16 protein-coding genes are annotated in these 19,358 nt (G+C 43.7%); 10 read left to right on the top strand and 6 right to left on the bottom strand.

Going from position 1 to position 19,358, the window contains the following annotated elements:
* Positions 1-92 precede the first annotated feature (92 nt).
* From IOD06_RS12995 to IOD06_RS13015, 5 genes are all read left to right on the top strand, one after another.
* The gene (locus tag IOD06_RS12995; RefSeq protein WP_194621208.1) at positions 93-2,033 is read left to right on the top strand and encodes a DUF294 nucleotidyltransferase-like domain-containing protein; all 1,941 of its coding nucleotides are present in this window, start codon (positions 93-95) and stop codon (positions 2,031-2,033) included.
* A gap of 68 nt (positions 2,034-2,101) precedes the next feature.
* Positions 2,102-2,707, top strand: coding sequence for a 3'-5' exonuclease (locus IOD06_RS13000; RefSeq protein WP_194621209.1), 606 nt, complete (start codon positions 2,102-2,104; stop codon positions 2,705-2,707).
* A 118-nt stretch (positions 2,708-2,825) separates the two neighbouring features.
* Complete coding sequence (locus IOD06_RS13005; RefSeq protein ID WP_227670059.1) at positions 2,826-4,997, top strand: D-alanyl-D-alanine carboxypeptidase/D-alanyl-D-alanine-endopeptidase; 2,172 nt, start codon at positions 2,826-2,828, stop codon at positions 4,995-4,997.
* 43 nt (positions 4,998-5,040) lie between these two features.
* Positions 5,041-5,556, top strand: coding sequence for an ABZJ_00895 family protein (locus IOD06_RS13010; protein WP_194621210.1), 516 nt, complete (start codon positions 5,041-5,043; stop codon positions 5,554-5,556).
* A gap of 315 nt (positions 5,557-5,871) precedes the next feature.
* Positions 5,872-6,411, top strand: a complete 540-nt coding sequence (locus tag IOD06_RS13015) for a DUF421 domain-containing protein (RefSeq protein WP_194621211.1) — start codon at positions 5,872-5,874, stop codon at positions 6,409-6,411.
* 158 nt (positions 6,412-6,569) lie between these two features.
* Here the strand turns inward: IOD06_RS13015 and IOD06_RS13020 are convergent, their stop codons facing one another.
* Positions 6,570-7,016, bottom strand: coding sequence for a DUF2147 domain-containing protein (locus IOD06_RS13020; RefSeq protein WP_010196496.1), 447 nt, complete (start codon positions 7,014-7,016; stop codon positions 6,570-6,572).
* A gap of 249 nt (positions 7,017-7,265) precedes the next feature.
* On the opposite strand from IOD06_RS13020, the gene rlmH reads away from it, so the two are divergent.
* Both rlmH and IOD06_RS13030 read left to right on the top strand, forming a co-directional pair.
* The gene (rlmH, locus tag IOD06_RS13025; RefSeq protein ID WP_010196493.1) at positions 7,266-7,754 is read left to right on the top strand and encodes a 23S rRNA (pseudouridine(1915)-N(3))-methyltransferase RlmH; all 489 of its coding nucleotides are present in this window, start codon (positions 7,266-7,268) and stop codon (positions 7,752-7,754) included.
* A 260-nt stretch (positions 7,755-8,014) separates the two neighbouring features.
* Positions 8,015-8,917: a class III extradiol ring-cleavage dioxygenase gene (locus tag IOD06_RS13030; RefSeq protein WP_227670060.1), complete on the top strand. Its 903-nt coding sequence runs from the start codon at positions 8,015-8,017 to the stop codon at positions 8,915-8,917.
* Between the two features lie 33 nt (positions 8,918-8,950).
* Here IOD06_RS13030 and IOD06_RS13035 read toward each other — a convergent pair whose 3' ends face one another.
* The 4 genes from IOD06_RS13035 to IOD06_RS13805 form a co-directional block, all read right to left on the bottom strand.
* Positions 8,951-10,444, bottom strand: a complete 1,494-nt coding sequence (locus tag IOD06_RS13035; RefSeq protein ID WP_194621212.1) for an amidase — start codon at positions 10,442-10,444, stop codon at positions 8,951-8,953.
* A gap of 204 nt (positions 10,445-10,648) precedes the next feature.
* A complete protein-coding gene (locus IOD06_RS13040) occupies positions 10,649-11,113 on the bottom strand; it encodes a hypothetical protein (RefSeq protein ID WP_194621213.1) in 465 nt (154 codons plus the stop codon).
* Between the two features lie 525 nt (positions 11,114-11,638).
* On the bottom strand, positions 11,639-12,094 hold the full coding sequence (locus tag IOD06_RS13045) for a hypothetical protein (RefSeq protein ID WP_194621214.1): 456 nt from the start codon (positions 12,092-12,094) through the stop codon (positions 11,639-11,641).
* Positions 12,095-12,297: 203 nt separating this feature from the next.
* Complete coding sequence (locus tag IOD06_RS13805; RefSeq protein ID WP_194621215.1) at positions 12,298-15,624, bottom strand: DNA translocase FtsK 4TM domain-containing protein; 3,327 nt, start codon at positions 15,622-15,624, stop codon at positions 12,298-12,300.
* Positions 15,625-16,173: 549 nt separating this feature from the next.
* Here IOD06_RS13805 and trxB point away from each other — a divergent pair.
* From trxB to IOD06_RS13065, 3 genes are read left to right on the top strand one after another with little or no spacing between them, the layout of a single operon-like run.
* Positions 16,174-17,196, top strand: a complete 1,023-nt coding sequence (gene trxB, locus IOD06_RS13055) for a thioredoxin-disulfide reductase (protein ID WP_010197136.1) — start codon at positions 16,174-16,176, stop codon at positions 17,194-17,196.
* Positions 17,197-18,003, top strand: a complete 807-nt coding sequence (gene aat / locus IOD06_RS13060; RefSeq protein WP_194621216.1) for a leucyl/phenylalanyl-tRNA--protein transferase — start codon at positions 17,197-17,199, stop codon at positions 18,001-18,003.
* Between the two features lie 33 nt (positions 18,004-18,036).
* Positions 18,037-18,468 (top strand): MerR family transcriptional regulator, encoded by a 432-nt coding sequence (locus IOD06_RS13065; RefSeq protein WP_194621217.1) that lies wholly within the window; start codon positions 18,037-18,039, stop codon positions 18,466-18,468.
* A 63-nt stretch (positions 18,469-18,531) separates the two neighbouring features.
* Here the strand turns inward: IOD06_RS13065 and rimI are convergent, their stop codons facing one another.
* The gene (gene rimI / locus IOD06_RS13070) at positions 18,532-19,011 is read right to left on the bottom strand and encodes a ribosomal protein S18-alanine N-acetyltransferase (protein WP_194621218.1); all 480 of its coding nucleotides are present in this window, start codon (positions 19,009-19,011) and stop codon (positions 18,532-18,534) included.
* Positions 19,012-19,358 lie beyond the last annotated feature (347 nt).

Consider the following 19,358-nt stretch of genomic DNA (forward strand, 5'->3'; position numbering starts at 1 on the left):
ACCACAATTTAACTGTGGTTATTAGAGGCTTTTTACTTTAATAATGCTATAGTAAAGTGGCTTTTATCAAATATGCCATCAAGGATGATGCCATGCCCCATCTTGATTTTACCCAGCCGCCCTTTGATGTGTTGAGTCTGGCTGAACGCCAAAGCATTAGAAAAAACACTCAAATTCGCTACCTTGCCAAAAATGAGCATCTAACTGCCGAAGAATTGCAGTATCTGTATGTCGTCATTAAAGGACAGATTGAGCAATTGCTTGACGGTGAGTTTGTGGCCTCTTATTTGGGTAGTAATCACTCCGACCAGCTCAATAATAACGACTGGTTCGACAGCCGTCGTCTGCCTGAACCATTGACTGAGAACAGCCCTAATACTGGAGCATCACAAACCTATCAGTTTCGAGCCGCTGAAGATACGTTACTGCTCCAAGTCGCTGGTAGCGCCGTCGATAAAATCAGCGCCCAAAACCATCTAGTCCGTCAAATGCTGTCAGATAAGCTGCCCGAACGGCTAAAAGCATTACAGCAACGCCGTCACAATAAAACCATAGACCCTGCCAGCTACAACGACCAACAAGAAGTGCAACAGATCATGTTGCAGCCTGTCATTGACGTCAATCTATTGCCAGTCCATATCGTCGATGCCAATAATAGCTTATACGAAGCCGCTTCTATCATGACGAAAGCGGGGCTAAAACATGTACTAGTACGTCCATTGAACCATCTAGAGCATAGGAAAGAAACGCGACATGGTACTGGTCATCTGTTAGGTATTTTAACCGACACCGATATTTGCCGCGCCGTGAGTGACCAGCAAAACCCTGCCACGACTACATGCCAGCGCTATGCTAACTTTAACCTGCGTACCATCAAAGCCAGTGATGAGATTGGCGATGCCCTATTGACCATGACCCGCTATCGCATCCATCGGCTACCAGTGATTGATTATAATGGGGATGTTGTCGGTATACTGGGACAAAGCGATATGCTTGCGCATATTGGTCATCATTCACAGCTCATTAGTATCCAAATCGAGCAAGCAAAAGACTTAACGAGCTTAGATACCGCCGTCGAGCTTATCGGTCGTTACATTCGCGCACAACATCAAAACGGTGTCAAAATCGGCAACATCAGCCGTATGGTACAGACCTTGAATGCACAGGTATTTACCAAGCTCTGGCAACTTATCGTGCCTGCTGAAGTCATGAAAAATACCTGCCTGATCGTGATGGGCTCCGAGGGGCGCGGTGAGCAAATTATGCGTACTGACCAAGACAATGCGCTCATCTTACGTGATGGCTATACTCACCCTGATCTGGCACAATTTGCGGATACTTTTAATCACCATTTAGCAGACCTCGGTTATCCGCTGTGCGATGGCAATATCATGATGACCAACCCGATGTGGCGACAGCCGCTAAAACAGTTTAATGCTCAGATTGGTTTATGGTTTAAAAACACCAACCCTATGCATAGTATTTATTTATCCGCCATACTGGATGGCGAATACGTCTGCGGAGATGAGTCATTATTGACTCAGGTGCGTCAACATTTAAAGGTCGCCCACAGGCAGTCAGACCCTATGTTTGTACGCCAGTTTGCACGTGCCGCGCTACAGTTCGGTGATGTCAATCAGTGGTGGCAAAAATTCGTGCCTTTGCTCGGTGGCAAATCCGTGTCAGAAGACATTGATCTGAAGAAAGCCGGTATCTTTCCACTGGTTCATGGCATTCGTACCTTAGCGTTAGAAAACGATATCTTAGACGTGCCTAGTAGTAAAAACCGCCTTAAAGCTTTGGTACAAGCGCGCGCCTTGACCCAAGAGCGGGCGGATACTTTGCTAGAAGCCTTGGAGTTTTTTATGGCTCAGCGCTTATCCGTTGCGCTATCAACCGATGATAGACATGCACGGCAAGTCAACCCAATGACCTTGACCGCGCTTGAGCGTGACTTATTAAAAGAGTGTTTGGCTGTCGTCAGAAGCTTTAAAAATCAGTTGCGTCAGCATTATCAATTAGAAATTGCATAAGCATGACAATCGTATAAGCATAAAAATCGTATAAGTATATAACTCGCATCAATGGATGAGCGACAAATATGAGTTGGCTAACACAGTTATCCTGCGCTTGGCAGAAAAAACAGCTACAGCGTCCAGAATTGGCATCGATGTTTACCAAACCCTTGGCTAAGCAGTGGGTAGCGATTGACTGCGAAATGACGGGACTCAATCCAAAAAAGCACCACTTATTGTCTGTCGCCGCGATTCATATCAATGGCAATACGATTGACACCGGTAATGGCATGCATATCATATGCAGACCACCTGTGATGCCAGACCGTGACACCATTGTGATTCACGGTCTACGTACTGCCGACGTTGAGCATGGCATGAGCTACGATGAGATGCTGGCGCTATTGTTGCCATTTATAGGTAATCGACCGATTGTGGGATTTTGTACAAGTTTAGACACAGCGTTTTTAAACCCTTTAGTCAAACGCTATATGGGCACGGCACTACCCAACGAAGTCATCGATTTGCGTCATTTATACAGTCGGCGCATGGGTGATCGCACTCAGGGTATCCCCAACCAATCACAACAGCTGCGCAATATTTTAGCGCACTATAATATCCCTGATCTGGGCGCTCACGATGCTTATAACGATGCGATCATGACCGCCATGGCGTTTTTACATGTACGCTAGGTCGTATTCTTATTTTGAGAATCAAGCTAAAAAAAGTTTTCAACCACGCCTGCCATCTACGCGAAAACAGTAACTCATGTTAGTATAGGCGGCTTTTGCTACCGAATAAAAGATGCTCATGCGACCTACTTCTAGACTCTGTCATTCCTCCGTGCTTACCGCCAAATTATCGCCTATTTTTAGTCATTTGCGATCGTTTAATCAGACTCATAAATGGTTGGTTGCGCTGACATTAGTGGCAGCCCCGCTGTATGCGCAAGCAGCATTGCCCAAAGCTATTCAAGCGGCATTATCACGAGCTGACTTAACAGAAGCTGATATTAGTATCATCATCACACCAGTTGGTGATAAAAACGCCAGTCACCTGCCCGCTCCGATTCAGGTCATCGATAGCAGCTCGGACAGCTCCTCTGAAAGGGTTTCTCAACCGAAACAAACCGCTAACGTAAATTCTGACATAAAGGGTAACGCCCAGACAGCCACGCAAAATAATAATGACAAACTCAATGAGAAAAGCCATCTGCTCCAACAGAGTACATTGGTTACCATTGAGCGGCGAACCATTGAAAAACATGAGCAAAAACTGCATGCTTACACCGATGATCCTTACACTTATCAAAGCTTAGAAAGTATCCCAACGATATTGGGCGATAAGGCAAAAACAACCATCATTAACGACGATGATAATAATGCCAATATTACAGAAAATAGCGATAAAACCAGTAGTGTTAATACTGAAGCTGCATCCATAAAAATTTCATTTTCACCAATACTGAATCACCAATCCGATATCGCTCGCACGCCTGCCAGCACCATGAAGCTCGTTCCCAGCTTTATTGCTTTAGACACCCTAGGCGCTGATTTTGTCTGGCATACCCGTGTCTATCATACAGGCCTTGTCATCGGTGACCGCTTACATGGTGATCTGATTATTCAAGGCAGTGGTGACCCAAAAATGACCCACGAGCGTTTAAAACAGCTTCTCTATAAAGTAAAATCGTCGGGTATTCGTCATATCGAGGGTGATATTATTGTCGACAGTGCCGTCTTTAAAAATGTCACTAAAGATCCTGCCGCCTTTGATAACTCACCTCTGCGTCCTTACAACGCCAGTCCCGATGGTTTTTTGGTAAATTTCAGTACCATTGGCATCAAAAGCTATCCGTTAAACGATGACCAAGCAAGCCTGACTTATACACCGCAATTAGCAAATTATGATTTGCCCAGCATAATAGATACGCGCTCAGCTGCTTGTGGACAAGCGCGTTATAGTCTCGCACCGCAGTGGCAAACGAAAAAGCTTGTGTTAAATACTGGTTTGCCCAATAGCTGCCAAGAGCACGCTTTTTATGTCGCTTATCCTGATGCCAAAGATTTTTCGGCACGTGTTGTCGCCGCAAAATGGCAAGAGCTAGGCAATACCTTAAGTGGCGATGTCATCACCCAAGAAACGCCTTACACTACAGCAAAAAGTACTAAACCCACGCATGGTTTGTCAGCACTGTCTATGTCCCCGCTGCCTATTGCCAGCTATCCGTCCTTGAATTTGACTAAGCAGATTTATGATATCAATCACTTCTCAAACAATGTCATGACTGAACAAGTGGCGCTATCGATTGGCGCTTATAGCCAATCCACTATGGTGAAAAATAAAACCAAAGCAGGTGGCATTGAAGCAAATAGCATTGAAGCCATTAACGTTGAAGCCATTAATATTAAAAGCCACACAGAATCTGATATAACTAATGCAAATAGCGATACACCAAACGATGTCAATGCCGCAAATAATAAAGCTGCAAATAATAAAACCATAAATAAGCAGACAACCAGCTTATATCAGTTTGGCAAACCTGCTGTTACGGACTATCCTGCTGCCTTACAAACGATAAATCAGTGGTGGCAGAGCCATCTGAACACCCCAGCACCGTATCTAACCAATGGCTCAGGACTCTGCCGTGATTGTACGATAACGGCTGCCAACTTAAGCGAGCTATTAACTTACGCTTATAGCCATCCAAGCTTCGATGCTTATGTCAATTCGTTAGGCATTGCTGGAGTCAGTGGTACCATTGCTGCTCATGGCGCACGCTTACCCGATTCAGCCGCCACAGGGCGCGCATGGATAAAAACGGGTACTCTAAATAATGTCACCTCAATGGCAGGCTATGTCAAAGGGTTGTCGGGACAAGATTATGTCGTTGTTGGACTCATTAATAGTGAGCAAGCATTAAACGCTTATACGGCTAGACCCGTGTTAGATGCGATGCTTGATTGGACAGCGCAACATTAAGTGTTTTTACCATCCTATTTTTCACCTTTATAAAGGGTCGCTCATGTCACGCAAGACAACCAATCTCAATAAACCCAAGACTCATTCAGACCGCAGTGCGCTACCGAAAAACCATCAATCAGCTCAATCCCAACTGGCACAATATGTGGGATTTTTTGCGGTGGGCTATATTCTTGCCAGCGCAATATTTATGATGATTCAAACCAAACTTGCTCTGAATTCGCAACTGGTGACTGTGCTCTCTATCATTATCGGTGCTTATATTGCGGTCAGTAAATTTATTAAGCATCAACAGCGCGCCCTTAGTAAAAGTGAAATCAATCGCTTAATGTTTGGCGGGGTCGCAGTAGTTTGGTTACTCACTGCTATTTATTTCTTAGGCATATGGTTCTTTTTGTTTGATGCAGTGAATCGCGAAGTATTGATTGAGATGGCTATGCAACAACCTCTCCCGCTCATTTCTGCCTTAGTCATGATATTGGTACTGACTTTTATCAGTGCCCGCATCAGTATTTTGGCGCTGAATCATCTCCTTAACCCCAAACGTAAAACAGGGTGAACACGCGCTGCTGTCTACAACGTACTACAAAGTTTATTCACCATTAAGGCGTGAATTCCGTTACGCTGGTTTTAGCTGGTGTGATATTTAGCAGCTTGGGCGTGTCCTCATTTTGAAAATGGTGATAAAAATGAGATAAATTGTAGCCAAACAAGGAAAATAGCGCAGATAATATCGTCATATTGACCAGCTGTTTGACACAGTTTGGCAAGATTTAGCCATTTCTAACTCATTTAGTCGCTTTTGCTCAGATTGAGAACGCGCCCTGACCTTTAAACATTGAATCACTTTGTGCTATTGATAGGAGTCAATATTATGGACATGCTATTTTTTGACAGTATAGACAAGCTTGGACGCATCGTCTTAACGACTGTCATGGTTTACGTCTTAGTCGTGCTGACCACCAAAATCTCAGGTAAGCGCTCCACATCACAGCTCAATAACTTTGATTGGATCGTCACCGTAATGATCGGCTCATTGGGTGCTAGCACTATTTTGCTCAAAGACATCCCTTTTATCGAAGGCGTGGCCTCTATTTTGGTGCTATACCTACTACAATTTTTGGTCACCAAATACGCTTCCATCTCACCGCAATTTAGCAATTTTATTTTATCTGAGCCGCGTATTGTCTTTTATCAAGGGCAGTTTTTGCCCGATGCTATGCGAGATGAGCGGCTGACCCGTCAAGAAATCGAATGTGCCATGCGCTCTGAAGGCATGAACAGCTTCGATGATATTGAAGCCATTGTCTTTGAATCTGATGCTAAGCTGACCATTATTCCAAAACCAAGCGATAATGCTGATAGCCAAAATACAGAAGACAAAGTCTCGCAAACCATTGCTTCACTTATGTAATATGATTAGAGAGTAATAGCAATTAAACAGACATAAAAAAAGGATGGCCAATTTAATCGGCTATCCTTTTTTATGTCTCAATGATACGCTTGCTTCAATGGCAAGCTTGCTCAAATGACAGTCTTGGTCAATAGTCTATCCAATAGGCATTACACACGTTACTTGATACGTTGCCACGTTTGCGAACGACCAAAGAGTGGCGAACCGACATAACCTCTTAGATCTAGGCTTTGACCATTGTCACTTAACGTGAGTTTGCCAGAATACGTCTTGCCGGATTCAGGGTCTACTAACTTACCATCGCTCCATTTATTATTACCGTCAGCCTTTAAGCCCGATAAAATCTGTAGACCTTCGATTGGCTTGTTTTTGAGGCTGCCAGGACATTTGGTACAAACAGCTTTAGCCTCTTCCTTATTGAGTACTTTGATGATTTTTCCTGATACTTTACCGTTGCTTTCATTCAGCTGAATGATGGCCTTTTTTTCACCAGTTTTATCATCAATGGTTTGCCATTGCGTGCCGTTTAAAGAGGCAGCAAAGACAGAGGTAGACAGCAGAGCACCAGCGGTAAGGGTAAGTGCACTAGATATAGTACGATTCATGAACGACTCCTTTCGTTAAAAAAACTTTCAATTGAACTTATGGTAGATCAAAAAATAACCTGAAAGTATTGCATAAAGACATTGTACAATTGCTCATCACTTCTCAAGATGATTTCGAACTAAAGAACAACTGTTTGTCGAATGCTAGTAAAGCATAAAAAAAAGCTTTGTAAAAGAGGTCTTTGTTACGGCAACTTAACCTTAAAAATTTTTTGTTAAATTTTCTCAAGTATTGACAGGGTAAGTATTATGAAAGTAAGAATTTTGACCGTTGGTAACAAGATGCCGAGCTGGGTACAGACTGGCTTTGATGAATATTTCAAACGTATCCAACCGATGCTCAGTACAGAAATTGTTGAACTTGCTGCCGCCAAACGTGCCAAAAACCCTTCGGATGCCAATCTTGCTCAGTATCGCGAGCAAGAAGGTCAGGCGATATTGGCCGCTCACAATGCAGCGGGACGTGAGCAATTATGGGTATTGGATGTCAAAGGAAAAATGCTCTCGACAGAAGGATTGGCAGATAAGTTGGCCGATGCCATGCAGCAAGGCGATGATATCGCCCTAGTGATTGGTGGCGCTGACGGCGTATCACCAGAAGTATTGGCAAAAGCCGATGTGAAATGGTCGTTATCCGCGCTGACGTTGCCGCACCCATTAGTACGTGTGGTCTTGATGGAGCAATTATATCGGGCGATGAGTGTCAATCACAACCATCCCTACCATCGTGGCAATTAAAAATAGCATGAGAAAATGTGCTAATAAATGACTGTTTGCTTAAAACAGATATAGTCGATTCAATTTAAAAAGAATACAGCTTAAAAATAATACAGTGCTGCTGCGATGAGTTTTTCGAAACCTCTGAAGAGCAAAGCGCACAGCAAGCAAGGAAAACTCATGCCAGCAGAACGCTATTTTTAGCATACCATTTTTATTTTGAACTGGTTATACCTCATCAAAACGATTGAAAAACGAGCACATGCCCTAATAAACGGAACATGAAATATCCAAAACGAGCGACACCGAACGCCCCTTATGCGCATCAGCGACGTGAGCAACCTCACCAAGAGACGCATACGCCCATTACGACTACAGCAGCTTTGGCAAACGCCCAAGCTGGGCTGTCAACTGCGACCAACTTAGCCAAGCTACCAGCGGTATTTATCTCGCATGGTGCCCCAACGCTGGCGATTGAGCAATCGGCTACGACCAGTGCACTGGCTCGTATCGGGCAAAACCTACCAAAGCCACGTGCCGTCGTTATTATGTCGGCGCATTGGCAGTCGGCGAAGCTAGAAATCAGTAGCAACCCACAGCCAAAGACTTGGCATGACTTTTCAGGCTTTGCACCTGAACTGTATGAGCTACAATATCCTGCTGCAGGTCATCCGGCACTCGCTGAATCGCTAGCGCAGCAGTTAACGGCACGCGGTATTACCTGTAGCGTCAATCCGATGCGGGTCAGCGACCATGGTGTCTGGGCACCGCTCAGACATCTCTATCCGCAGGCCGATGTACCTATCGTACAAATATCGTTGCCACGGCACTATGACAGTGCTGCCTGCTATCAGCTAGGCGCGCAACTGGCACAACTGCGCGAGGAACAAATACTCGTCGTTGGCTCAGGCAATATCACTCATAATCTACAAGCCCTACGCTGGGAAGCCGATAGCATAGATGAGACCGCACAAGACTTTAAGCTCTGGTTGCTACAGCAGCTCAAAACAGACATCCCAGCGGCATTAGACTGGCAGCAGTATCCCAACTTTCGCGACATACACCCAAGCGACGAGCATTTACTACCGCTATTTTTTGCCCTAGGAGCTGGTCAACGCGTCTCCGTCGTGCATCAGAGCATGGCACATCATAGCTTGGGAATGGATATCTTTCGCTTTGATTAAGCAACCATCAATCAAGCGATAGCAAAAATAAAACTACTTCTCAAAAGCTGCCTTGGTAAACAACCCAGCGCGCTCCATTTCGCCCGCAATACTAAATAGCGTCGCCTCGTCATTCATACGTCCAATCAGCTGCATGCCAATCGGCAAACCCTTTTTGCTCATGCCTACTGGCAATGACATGGCAGGCAGCCCAGTGACATTTCCCAGCAAGGTAAAGGCCATTTTTCCCAGCACCGGCTGGCTAAGCTTTTCGATCATGCCTGAGCTAAAGGCATATTTCCCCATATCAATGCCTTTATTTAGTAGACCTGCGCTACGCATGAGCATTTCATCCATACGACTTGGTGGTAGCACGCCATGCTTAACCGCAGGCGTCGGTATGGTCGGGCACAGAATCATATCGTAGGTCTCTAATAATAGACCCGTTTGATATTGGCTATCATGCCAGCCATGCTTAGCGTGTGCCAAGTCAACGGCAGAAAGCGAGCGTCCTAGCATTGCCATATTATAGGTTTGCGGCTCTAGGTTCTTTATATGTTCCGCACCAAATTTGCGTTCGATATTATCAATGGTAAAGGCTGTATGCGTACAAACCACCACTAAAAAATCATGCCAAAATTGTTCGATATTAATATTCGGCTCAGCAGGCACTACACGATGACCCATACTTTCTAATTGCTTTGCCGTCTGCTCCAGTACAGCCAGTACTTCTTTGTCCACTATTGTATTGGCGACTAATGGCTGCTGGTGCAAAGCTATCGTTAATTGCCGAGGGGCACGCATCGCTGCTTGCAAAAATGTCCCATCGGGTGGCGCAATCACATAAGGTGCGCCAATCTCAGCGCCACTCGTGGCATCGAGCATCGCAGCACTATCACGCACACTACGGGTAATCACGTGATCAGCGACCGCGCCTTCCCAACCTTCACCAAATGACGGGCCCATTGGGTTACGTCCACGACTGGGTTTAAGTCCAAACGCCCCGCACCATGCTGCCGGAAAACGTATCGAACCGCCACCGTCGCCAGCACCTGCCATCGGTACGATACCACTCGCCACTGCCGCCGCGCTACCACCCGATGACCCACCAGAGCTATAGCCTTTTTTGAATGGATTATGGGTGACACCGTGCGCTTTGGGTTCAGTGGTGATGATTAAACCAAATTCTGGCGTATTGGTCTTACCGAAAGTATTGACACCTGTCGCTTTCATACGTTTAACGATTTCGCTATCGTTTTCTGGCACGACATTCACGCTACGACTGCCCATCGTGATGGGTTCGTCAGCAAAGTAAAATGATAGGTCTTTGAGTAAGTACGGCACACCATTAAATGCGCCTGCTGGCAATCCTGCTTGCGCGGCATCATAAGCACGCTCATCAAAGCGATGAATGATGGCGTTTAACTTAGGATTCAGTGTGTTGGCTTGATGAGTCGCAGCGTCTAATAGCTCTTTGGCACTGACCTCACCTAAATTGACGAGCTTGGCTAAACCTAGGGCATCGTATTGGGTGTATTCTTTAAACATAGTAGCGTCCTTGCTGGATGGATGGATTACTTGATTGTATCGCGTAAACAATACAGGTAGCCAGTGCAAACCTACTACTTCTTGGTAATTAAAGAAAATATTGTGATTTTCTCTGAATGCATACTGTAGCTATATAATTTAATAATTTGCTGACCTTTCCTAATCAATAAATACACTAATACCTATACTATAAAACGCCGTAATCTAAATAATAATAGTAAAAATAAAATTCAAAATAAGGACTAACCAATACCCTAAGGTAACCTCCGCAAGGAAATCTACTTTCATTACTTTAGCCACGCTTATGGCGATTACTATAAATACAGCCGTAGATAAATAAATAACTTCTAGCCAACTCGCTCTGCCATCGATAATATCTATGATCACTCTTATGGTAAATATAGTTATTAGTAAAACTATCACTATCTTTTCAATCAATACATGATTAGGAGTCGATATTGTATGAGAGTCACTATGGCCGCTGAAACTGCCTCCTACCAGTAATACTTTTCCAACGACACCATACCAAATTAAAATAATGCCAATAGCCAAAGAACCTATAGAGTATATTAGCTCAAAACCCTCTGGATCAAACAGTGAGACAGCTCCTAGAAACATCATCGGCAAGCCAATTAAAACAGCTAACACTCTAAAAATTATATTTCTCATGATTTCTCATTTAGGCATCAGATATAAAATTATTGTGATTTCAACTTAAAATAGATATGTAAATTAGCATAAAATATACAATAAGAAGTCACATCATTAAGCTTATAATCAATAATGTACATATTTAGATAACCAAAGGTGACTACCAAAAAAGTAGTCATCAGCAGACCAAGAAATAACACGGCTTCGGTACTCTTTGTTTTTTCACTTATTTGTTTATCTTTACTTTTGAAGTAAAACCAGCAGCCATAGAAGAATACAATTGACAGTATTAATAAAAGAATCTTTATCTTTTCTAATGAAAGTGCAAAGTAGTCAATGATACTCCACAGTAGAGTTAATATACTAAAAACTGGAAAGACAAGAAGAGTGAACATTAAAAAAACAGCTAATATGACGATCAAACTAAGGATGATAAGTCGGTAACCAGTAAAGCTATTTTTCTTATTAGCAATACTATCAAGATGTATTTTATTTTCCATTGTTCTACTCCGATACATATGTACTCATAAATAATATATTCAGTTATTTATAATAGTATTTATAATAAGATTCAAAAAATGTAAGACCTAAACCCATAATAAAAATACTAATATACAAAGCATCTGAAAATGGTACGCTCAACATATCAATTAATATGATCGTAGCTAATAGAAAAAGAATAATACTATAAATACCCGAAGCAACATCTTCTAAAAAATATAGATATTTAGCCATCAGTTTTTTATCATACCTTTTAGCGAAATAGACACCGAAAATTACGCTAGCGATAAGCGTAGGAATCAAACCTAATATAACAACACCAAATAGAGTATTTATCGGAGTCAAACTAACGATATATTTGTGTCCTAAACTATAAAGCCAATATGGCAGAAATCCTATATTAAACACTAATACGACTAGTAAAATTATACTAAAAACACCAAGTCTATACTTTTCATAGTATCTCGTTATATTCTTAATACCTTTTACACTTCGCATATGCACTATCAGCGTCCTCCATGACGACACACTCAATTTGGCTATAAAAAACTAATGTTCACTATTTTATACAGGAGTAACCTTTAAGTTTCAATGAAATATTTTAACGTTCACTATGTGATTTTCAATGTCAGACCTGAGAATCAAAAAAAACGAGCCACTCTCGTGACTCGCTTTTTATAATTAATCAAACTTACCATCTTTTACATCAATAACTCACGCTTACCGCTTTTACCCATCGAGCTGACCAGTCCAGCCTCTTCCATTGAATCAACGATGCGAGCGGCACGGTTATAGCCGATACTAAATTTACGCTGGATACTAGAGGCAGAAACCTTTCGTGTTTCCATGATGAAAGCCACGGCATCATTATATAAGTCATCGTCCTCACCAGAAGCGTTGCCGCCACTACCACCACCGCCAGGACTAGACAATTCAAAGTTGCCTGCCATGTTATCAATATAATCAGGCGCACCGCGCTCACGCCAAGCATCACAGACACGATTGACCTCTTCATCGCTGACATACGCCCCATGTACACGGTCTGGCTCAATTTGCCCTGGGCCTAAAAACAGCATATCACCATTACCCAGCATGTCTTCGGCACCGCCACTGTCTAGAATCGTCCGTGAATCCACTTTTGAGTTCACACGTAACGCTGCACGAACGGGGATATTGGCTTTAATTAGACCAGTAATAACATCGACCGATGGACGCTGGGTGGCAAGCATTAAATGAATTCCTGCTGCGCGTGACTTTTGCGCAAGGCGGGTGATTAATTCTTCTGCTTGCTTACCGACCTGCATAATCATATCGGCAAACTCATCCGCGACAATGACAATCATCGGTAATGTTTTGAGCTTTGGTGCTTGGCTGATGCTCACGCTATCATTGGGTCGCCATAAAGGATCGAGCATTGGATTGCCCGATTTTTCAGCAGCGATGACCTTTTTATTAAACTCGTTAAGCTTACGTACCTTTAATAAGCTCATCAACTGATAGCGGCGCTCCATTTCTGCCACACACCATGACAAAGCACTGGCGGCTTCAGTCATATCTGTGACGACTGGCGTCAGTAAATGCGGAATGTCATTATAGTTTGCCAGCTCAAGCTGCTTTGGATCAATCAAAATCAGGCGCAGCTCGTTCGGTGTATATTTGAGTAGCATAGAGAGTAGCATTGAGTTGACCAATACGGATTTACCAGAGCCTGTGGTACCAGCAACCAACATATGCGGCGCGCGCGCAAGGTCAGTAATAATAGCATTACCACCGATATCTTTACCCATCGCCATGCTGATTTGGGCTTTAGGATCTTGGAATTTTTCGGTATTCAACAGCTCAATCAAACGCACCATTTCGCGTTGTTTGTTCGGCACTTCGATACCGATATAAGGCTTGCCCGGAATGACCTCAACCACACGCAAAGATGCCATTGATAATGACCTTGCCAAATCACGTGAAATACCCGTAACTTTACTGGCTTTTACCCCAGCAGCAAGCTCTACTTCAAAGCGTGTAACGACTGGCCCCGGAATGGCATTGACTACTGCGGCCTTAACATTGAATTCTTGTAATTTAATCTCTAATAGCTCAGACAACTTATCAAGCTCAGCAATGGTATAGCTTGGCTTACGATCAGGATCTGGCTTATCTAAAATAGAGATCTCTGGAATAGGCGTTAAGCTACTGCGATAGGCGGCCGTTTGCATCGAGCGTGATTTTTGACTAAAAGCGCCATCGTCACTGATATGCGGCATAACGGGCGTATCGCTATTATCATCGCGGCTGTCATCCTCAGGCATCATATCCGTAATATGGTTGCCGCTATCACCCTCTGGCACCGCAAAGCTGACCGTTGGCTTAGATGCGGCTATCGGTTCAGCAGCTGGCGCTGAAACGTTAGTTTCTACCTTAGGAGGTAATGTTGGGTTGGTCGGTGGCGTATTGGTCGGCGTCATATCAGCGACTGGTGCGACGATACTTACACCATTCTCTTCTGGAACAGGACTTTGTATTGACAATGAGCTTTCCCATTGCTCTTCATTTGATAACTTGTCTGATGACCCAGTAGAGGCGTCATAAGTATTCTCTACTGCCGTCTTTAGTGCTGGCTGCTCGGGTTCATTAGTATCTTCTTCTGTTTCTTGAGAAGGTGAAACAGGCGCATGTTCTGACAACCAAGATTCTGCCAATGTATCAACCGCTTCGTTCGTTTCATCTGTTGCATGGCTGTCATCTGATGCCATAGTCTGAGGCGCATCGGCAAAATTAGGCGCGATTTGCTTGCTTGCTGTCTCTGTAATTGCTTGCTCGACATCTTCTTTATTAGGACTAACAGTAGAGCTCGCGCTTGGTGTCTCCAGCTCTAGCGTTGCCATGTCTGTTGCCGTGTTTGTAGACACTGCTGTCTCTTTTGGCGACTCAGCATTATTGATATAAGCAGGAGTAGCAGAATCATGAGTGGCGCTGTGGATGCTCTGGTCGTAAATAGCCATATCGCTTGCCAATAAGTCATCAACAGTATTGGCATCATTCCAAGCAAAGCTCGGCTCTACTTTACGGCTAGGAGTCGTGATAGGGCTTGGGGTAGCAGATACCTTATTATCACTAAAGTTGCTTACGCCAGCGCTACTAGGCGTGGCAGGTACGCTTTGTAAATGCTCACCCTCACCCACTGCGGATCCTTGCGTGGCTGCTGCCATAGAAGCTTTTACACTGGCACCCAAGCCAGAACTCGCTAAAAATTCGGTGAGTACATGATTAAAGCGACCACTGCTATCGGATTGTTGCGTATTAGTATCATGCTCAGTTGCTTGCAGCTCAAGGGGCAGCTGGTCATACTCCGGAACAGCGTGCGATACCTTTTCGTCGGTTAAGGTTTCATCATGCTGCTGACGACTCTTTTCAGCGGCCTGCACACTCTCATACTGACTATCTTGGTTTTTTACACCAGAACCAAGCCATGACAGGGTCATGATTTTTCGGTATATCGCTAGCCAATGAATATTAAAAGCAAAGGTCGCCGTAATAATTACGAATACCGTTAAAAAGACCACACTCCCCCACTGCGACAATAATTGAGCCAAACGCGCTTGCAGTTCGAGACCGATGATACCACCCGCGACCCCTGTCAGACCTGTGGTAACTGGATCTGCTATTTGCTGCACTAAAGCGACCAACTGCGCAAATAAGGCGCTGGCACTTAGAATCAAAAACACGTAAGCGACTACGCGTAGCAACCAAAACGTCGGCTTATTGTCCCACCAAATAAGAATAGACTCATAGACCACAAACGCCAACAACCACCATGCGCCAAAACCAAAAAAGCTATAAAGCAGGTCAGACAACCACGCCCCCATCTCGCCACCCATATTGTTAATGGTGGTCATGTCACTACTGATGTGCGACCAACTAGGATCGTTGCCTGTATACGTCATCAAAATGACAAACAGATAAACGGCCAGTATTAACCCAAGGAGGGTAAATATTCCCTTTTTTAAATACTCAATAAGCGGTGCTGATATCACGTAAAATCTGCCTTGTTATTAATACTAAATGGTCGCCAGTGCATGACTAAGCCTAATCATGCTGACATAAAGTGTTGACATAAATGTACCGAGCGAAGTGTTTGTTTGGCATGTGCCGATCATAGAGCCTTTAAACAACTGTTATCGCTTGGCTCCTACTACACTTGGCATAACTTCTTATAATAACAAATACATAGGTGCAGTGGCGACAGTCTTATAAAGAAAGCGTGTAAGAAAGTAAATCAATAGATACTTTGCGCAAGAAAACAGCTGGTTAGCGAAACATTAGTGGCAAAATATTGCTCACTGTATTGCCTAAATTCTATAAAATAGCCTCTGTTTTTTGCACTTATATTCCAAAGGTATTTATTCTTTGATTCTAATGATACCTGTGTTTGTTTTAGCAAACTTGCACTTTGTGCGCTGTGCCCTTATGTTATTATCTCATAGCAATTAGAAAAACTATATTAGCCGCATCTTTTGACGTTTGTCTTTTTATTATATTTATCACTCACATTTTTAATTCGTATATTTTGCAAGGAACCACTCATGGCAACTGATACTACCGCTCCACGTCACGAAAAGCTCATTATTTTAGGCTCAGGCCCTGCGGGTTACTCTGCCGCGGTCTATGCTGCGCGCGCTAACCTCAAGCCCGTTATGGTCACTGGTATGGAAGTGGGTGGACAATTAACCACCACCACCGAAGTCGACAACTGGCCAGGCGATGCTCATGATTTGACAGGCCCTGCACTGATGGAACGCATGAAAGCTCATGCTGAACGTTTTGGTACAGAATTGGTTTATGACCATATCAATGATGTCAATTTAAGCGAGCGCCCTTTTCAATTGACAGGTAACAATGGCACTTATACTTGTGATGCTTTGATTATCTCAACGGGTGCGTCTGCACAGTATTTGGGGCTAGAGTCAGAAACCAAATTTAAAGGCTTAGGCGTGTCAGCTTGTGCCACTTGCGATGGGTTCTTTTATAAAGACCAAAAAGTCGCGGTGATTGGCGGTGGTAACACAGCAGTCGAAGAAGCACTATATTTATCTAACATTGCCTCTGAAGTCACGTTAGTGCATCGCCGTGATGGTTTACGCTCTGAAAAAATCTTACAAGATAAATTGTTCGAAAAAGCCAAGAATGGCAACGTCAAAATCGAATGGAACCATCAAGTAAAAGAAGTCGTCGGCGATGACATGGGCGTCAATGGCGTCGTTATTGAATCTATGATTGATGGCAGTACTAAGCAACTAGATGTATTTGGTATGTTTGTGGCCATTGGTCACAAGCCTAATACCGATCTATTCAAAGGGCAGCTCGACATGAAAGACGGCTATCTTATCGTTAACAGTGGCCTAAATGGTAATGCCACACAAACCAGTATCGAAGGTGTGTTTGCAGCAGGCGATGTGGCCGATCACGTCTATCGTCAAGCCATCACTTCTGCTGGCACTGGCTGTATGGCCGCGCTTGATGCTGAGAAATACTTGGATGCGATTGGCGAAGCCACTGCGTTAGACCATACTTATGCGTCAACGCTGACTGCTGATCAAGAAGACTAAATGAACAGCTTCTCACAGTACAACGCCAATAACAACGAGCAGCTTATCACGCCTGAGACCTTAAAAAGTCTTGGGCGTTATGACTTTCCTGATCCTATTTCTATTGATCCTGATGGAGTGGGTATTGTCGCCATGGGCGGTGACTTAGCGCCCGAGACGCTTATATCTGCTTATGCGCAAGGATTGTTTCCTTGGTTTAATGAAGATGAGCCTATCGCTTGGTGGTGCCCTGAACCACGCTGCGTGATTGTACCAACCAACTATCAACCCAGCAAATCTCTACGCAAGCAAGCAAGCCGCGCGCGTTGGCAAGTGACACTCAACCAAGCTTTTGATGACGTCATTCACGCCTGTAGTTTACCGCGCAGTGATGACCTACCTGAGGGCGAGCACACGTGGATTCATGATGAGATGATCGAGGCTTATACCAAACTACATGCTCATGGATTTGCACATAGTATCGAAGTTTGGGATGACGCAGGCACACTCATTGGTGGATTGTACGGATTAAAAATAGGCAATATCTATTTTGGCGAGTCGATGTTTCACCGTGCATCCAACGCCTCTAAGTTAGCATTTTGGGGTTTAATGCGCTTATGTGAGCAGAGCAACGTGGCACTCGTAGACTGCCAATTACCCAATGAGCATCTCATGAGCTTAGGCGCGACCACCTTACCACGTGCTGAATTTCTTTCCCAATTGGATACGCTAATAGCCACTCATTCAGTCAAATGGCAAAAGAACTCTCACAAGTCCCTAAGTGTATCGCTCCTTGATAGCAAGGAATCTTGGCAGCTCAACTCATGATGGTGGTGACAGCGACAAAACAACGAGATTATTATGGCACCTGATATATCATTTTTATTAATTGGAAAGCTGGCGAGCGAAGCCAATACCACCAAAGACACCGTGCGTCATTATGATGAGCTAGGGCTACTTAAGTCGCGTAAGCGGCAAGCAGGCTCACGGCTCTATACTGAGTTTCATCCTGAATGCATTGAGCGCATTGAATTGATTAAGAGCGCACAAGCTATTGGCTTTACACTCACTGAAATCAAAGACAGTCTTAATGACTATTATGATGGGCAGCTCGATATTGATTTACAGCTAAGTCTCACTCAGCAAAAACTGGCTCAAGTCAAAAAACAACAAGCCAATATTAATGTCATGGTAGAGCTCTTAAGCGAGCGCATCGAAATATTAGAACGCATGCAAGCAGATAGTGACTATGAGCTCGATATTGAAGTCTGTAAAAAGACCATCCCCGAGTGATCTAGAGCCTTTCTTCATTCCTAACGTTTATCAATCCAATAGCACCTGTGCTATTTATGGCTATTAAAGATGCACACGCTGCATAATCAACGCATCAATGGCTGGGCGATGAGGCATTTGGTAGTAGCCTTTACGCCGATTAATCACTGCCAACCCTTGCTGCTCGTACAAAGCAATCGCTGAAAAATTATCTGCGCGTACTTCTAATAGTAAATTTTCCACCTTACTATTCATCAATTCAGTATTCAATTTAGCAAAAACTTGCGAGGCAATACCTTGGCGTTGGTAATCAGGATGCGTGCCGATGCGCAGTATCTCTGCTTGCTCAAAGATAACTTGATAGAGACAGTAGCCAACGACTTCATCAATTTGATAAACGACCAATAAATCAATACTATCTTGCTCAAGCAATTCTATTATTGTCTGATAACCCCAAGCATCTTGCGGCTGTACCATAGTTTCAATATTTGCTACTGCTTGAATCACTTCTTCAAACTCTATTGCATCAATTAGCAGCTCTTCTATATTTTCTATAGTGAACATTGCCTATCCTTTATTCTTATTAGGGTCTATTTTATCGTAAATACTGATTTTTATTTGCTCATATAGTCAAAATACCCCAAAAACGCTACGATACTTCTGATATCAATTTTTTGTAGCCTCTGTCTGCACAGGCACAGCAAGCAAGAAAAATTGATGTCAGCAGCGTGATGTATCGATATTACTTTTACTGAATATATCACTCAATCAACTTATTTCACCCAAAAAAAAGCCACCCTTTTTCAAGGATGGCTTTTTCATAACTAACTCATAAGCTCATTACTGAGACTGATAGATTAGTTCAATACGTTAGCAACAACACCAGCGCCTACAGTACGGCCGCCTTCACG

This window comes from Psychrobacter sp. N25K4-3-2 (genome assembly GCF_015351755.1).
GTDB classification, from domain to species: domain Bacteria; phylum Pseudomonadota; class Gammaproteobacteria; order Pseudomonadales; family Moraxellaceae; genus Psychrobacter; species Psychrobacter glaciei.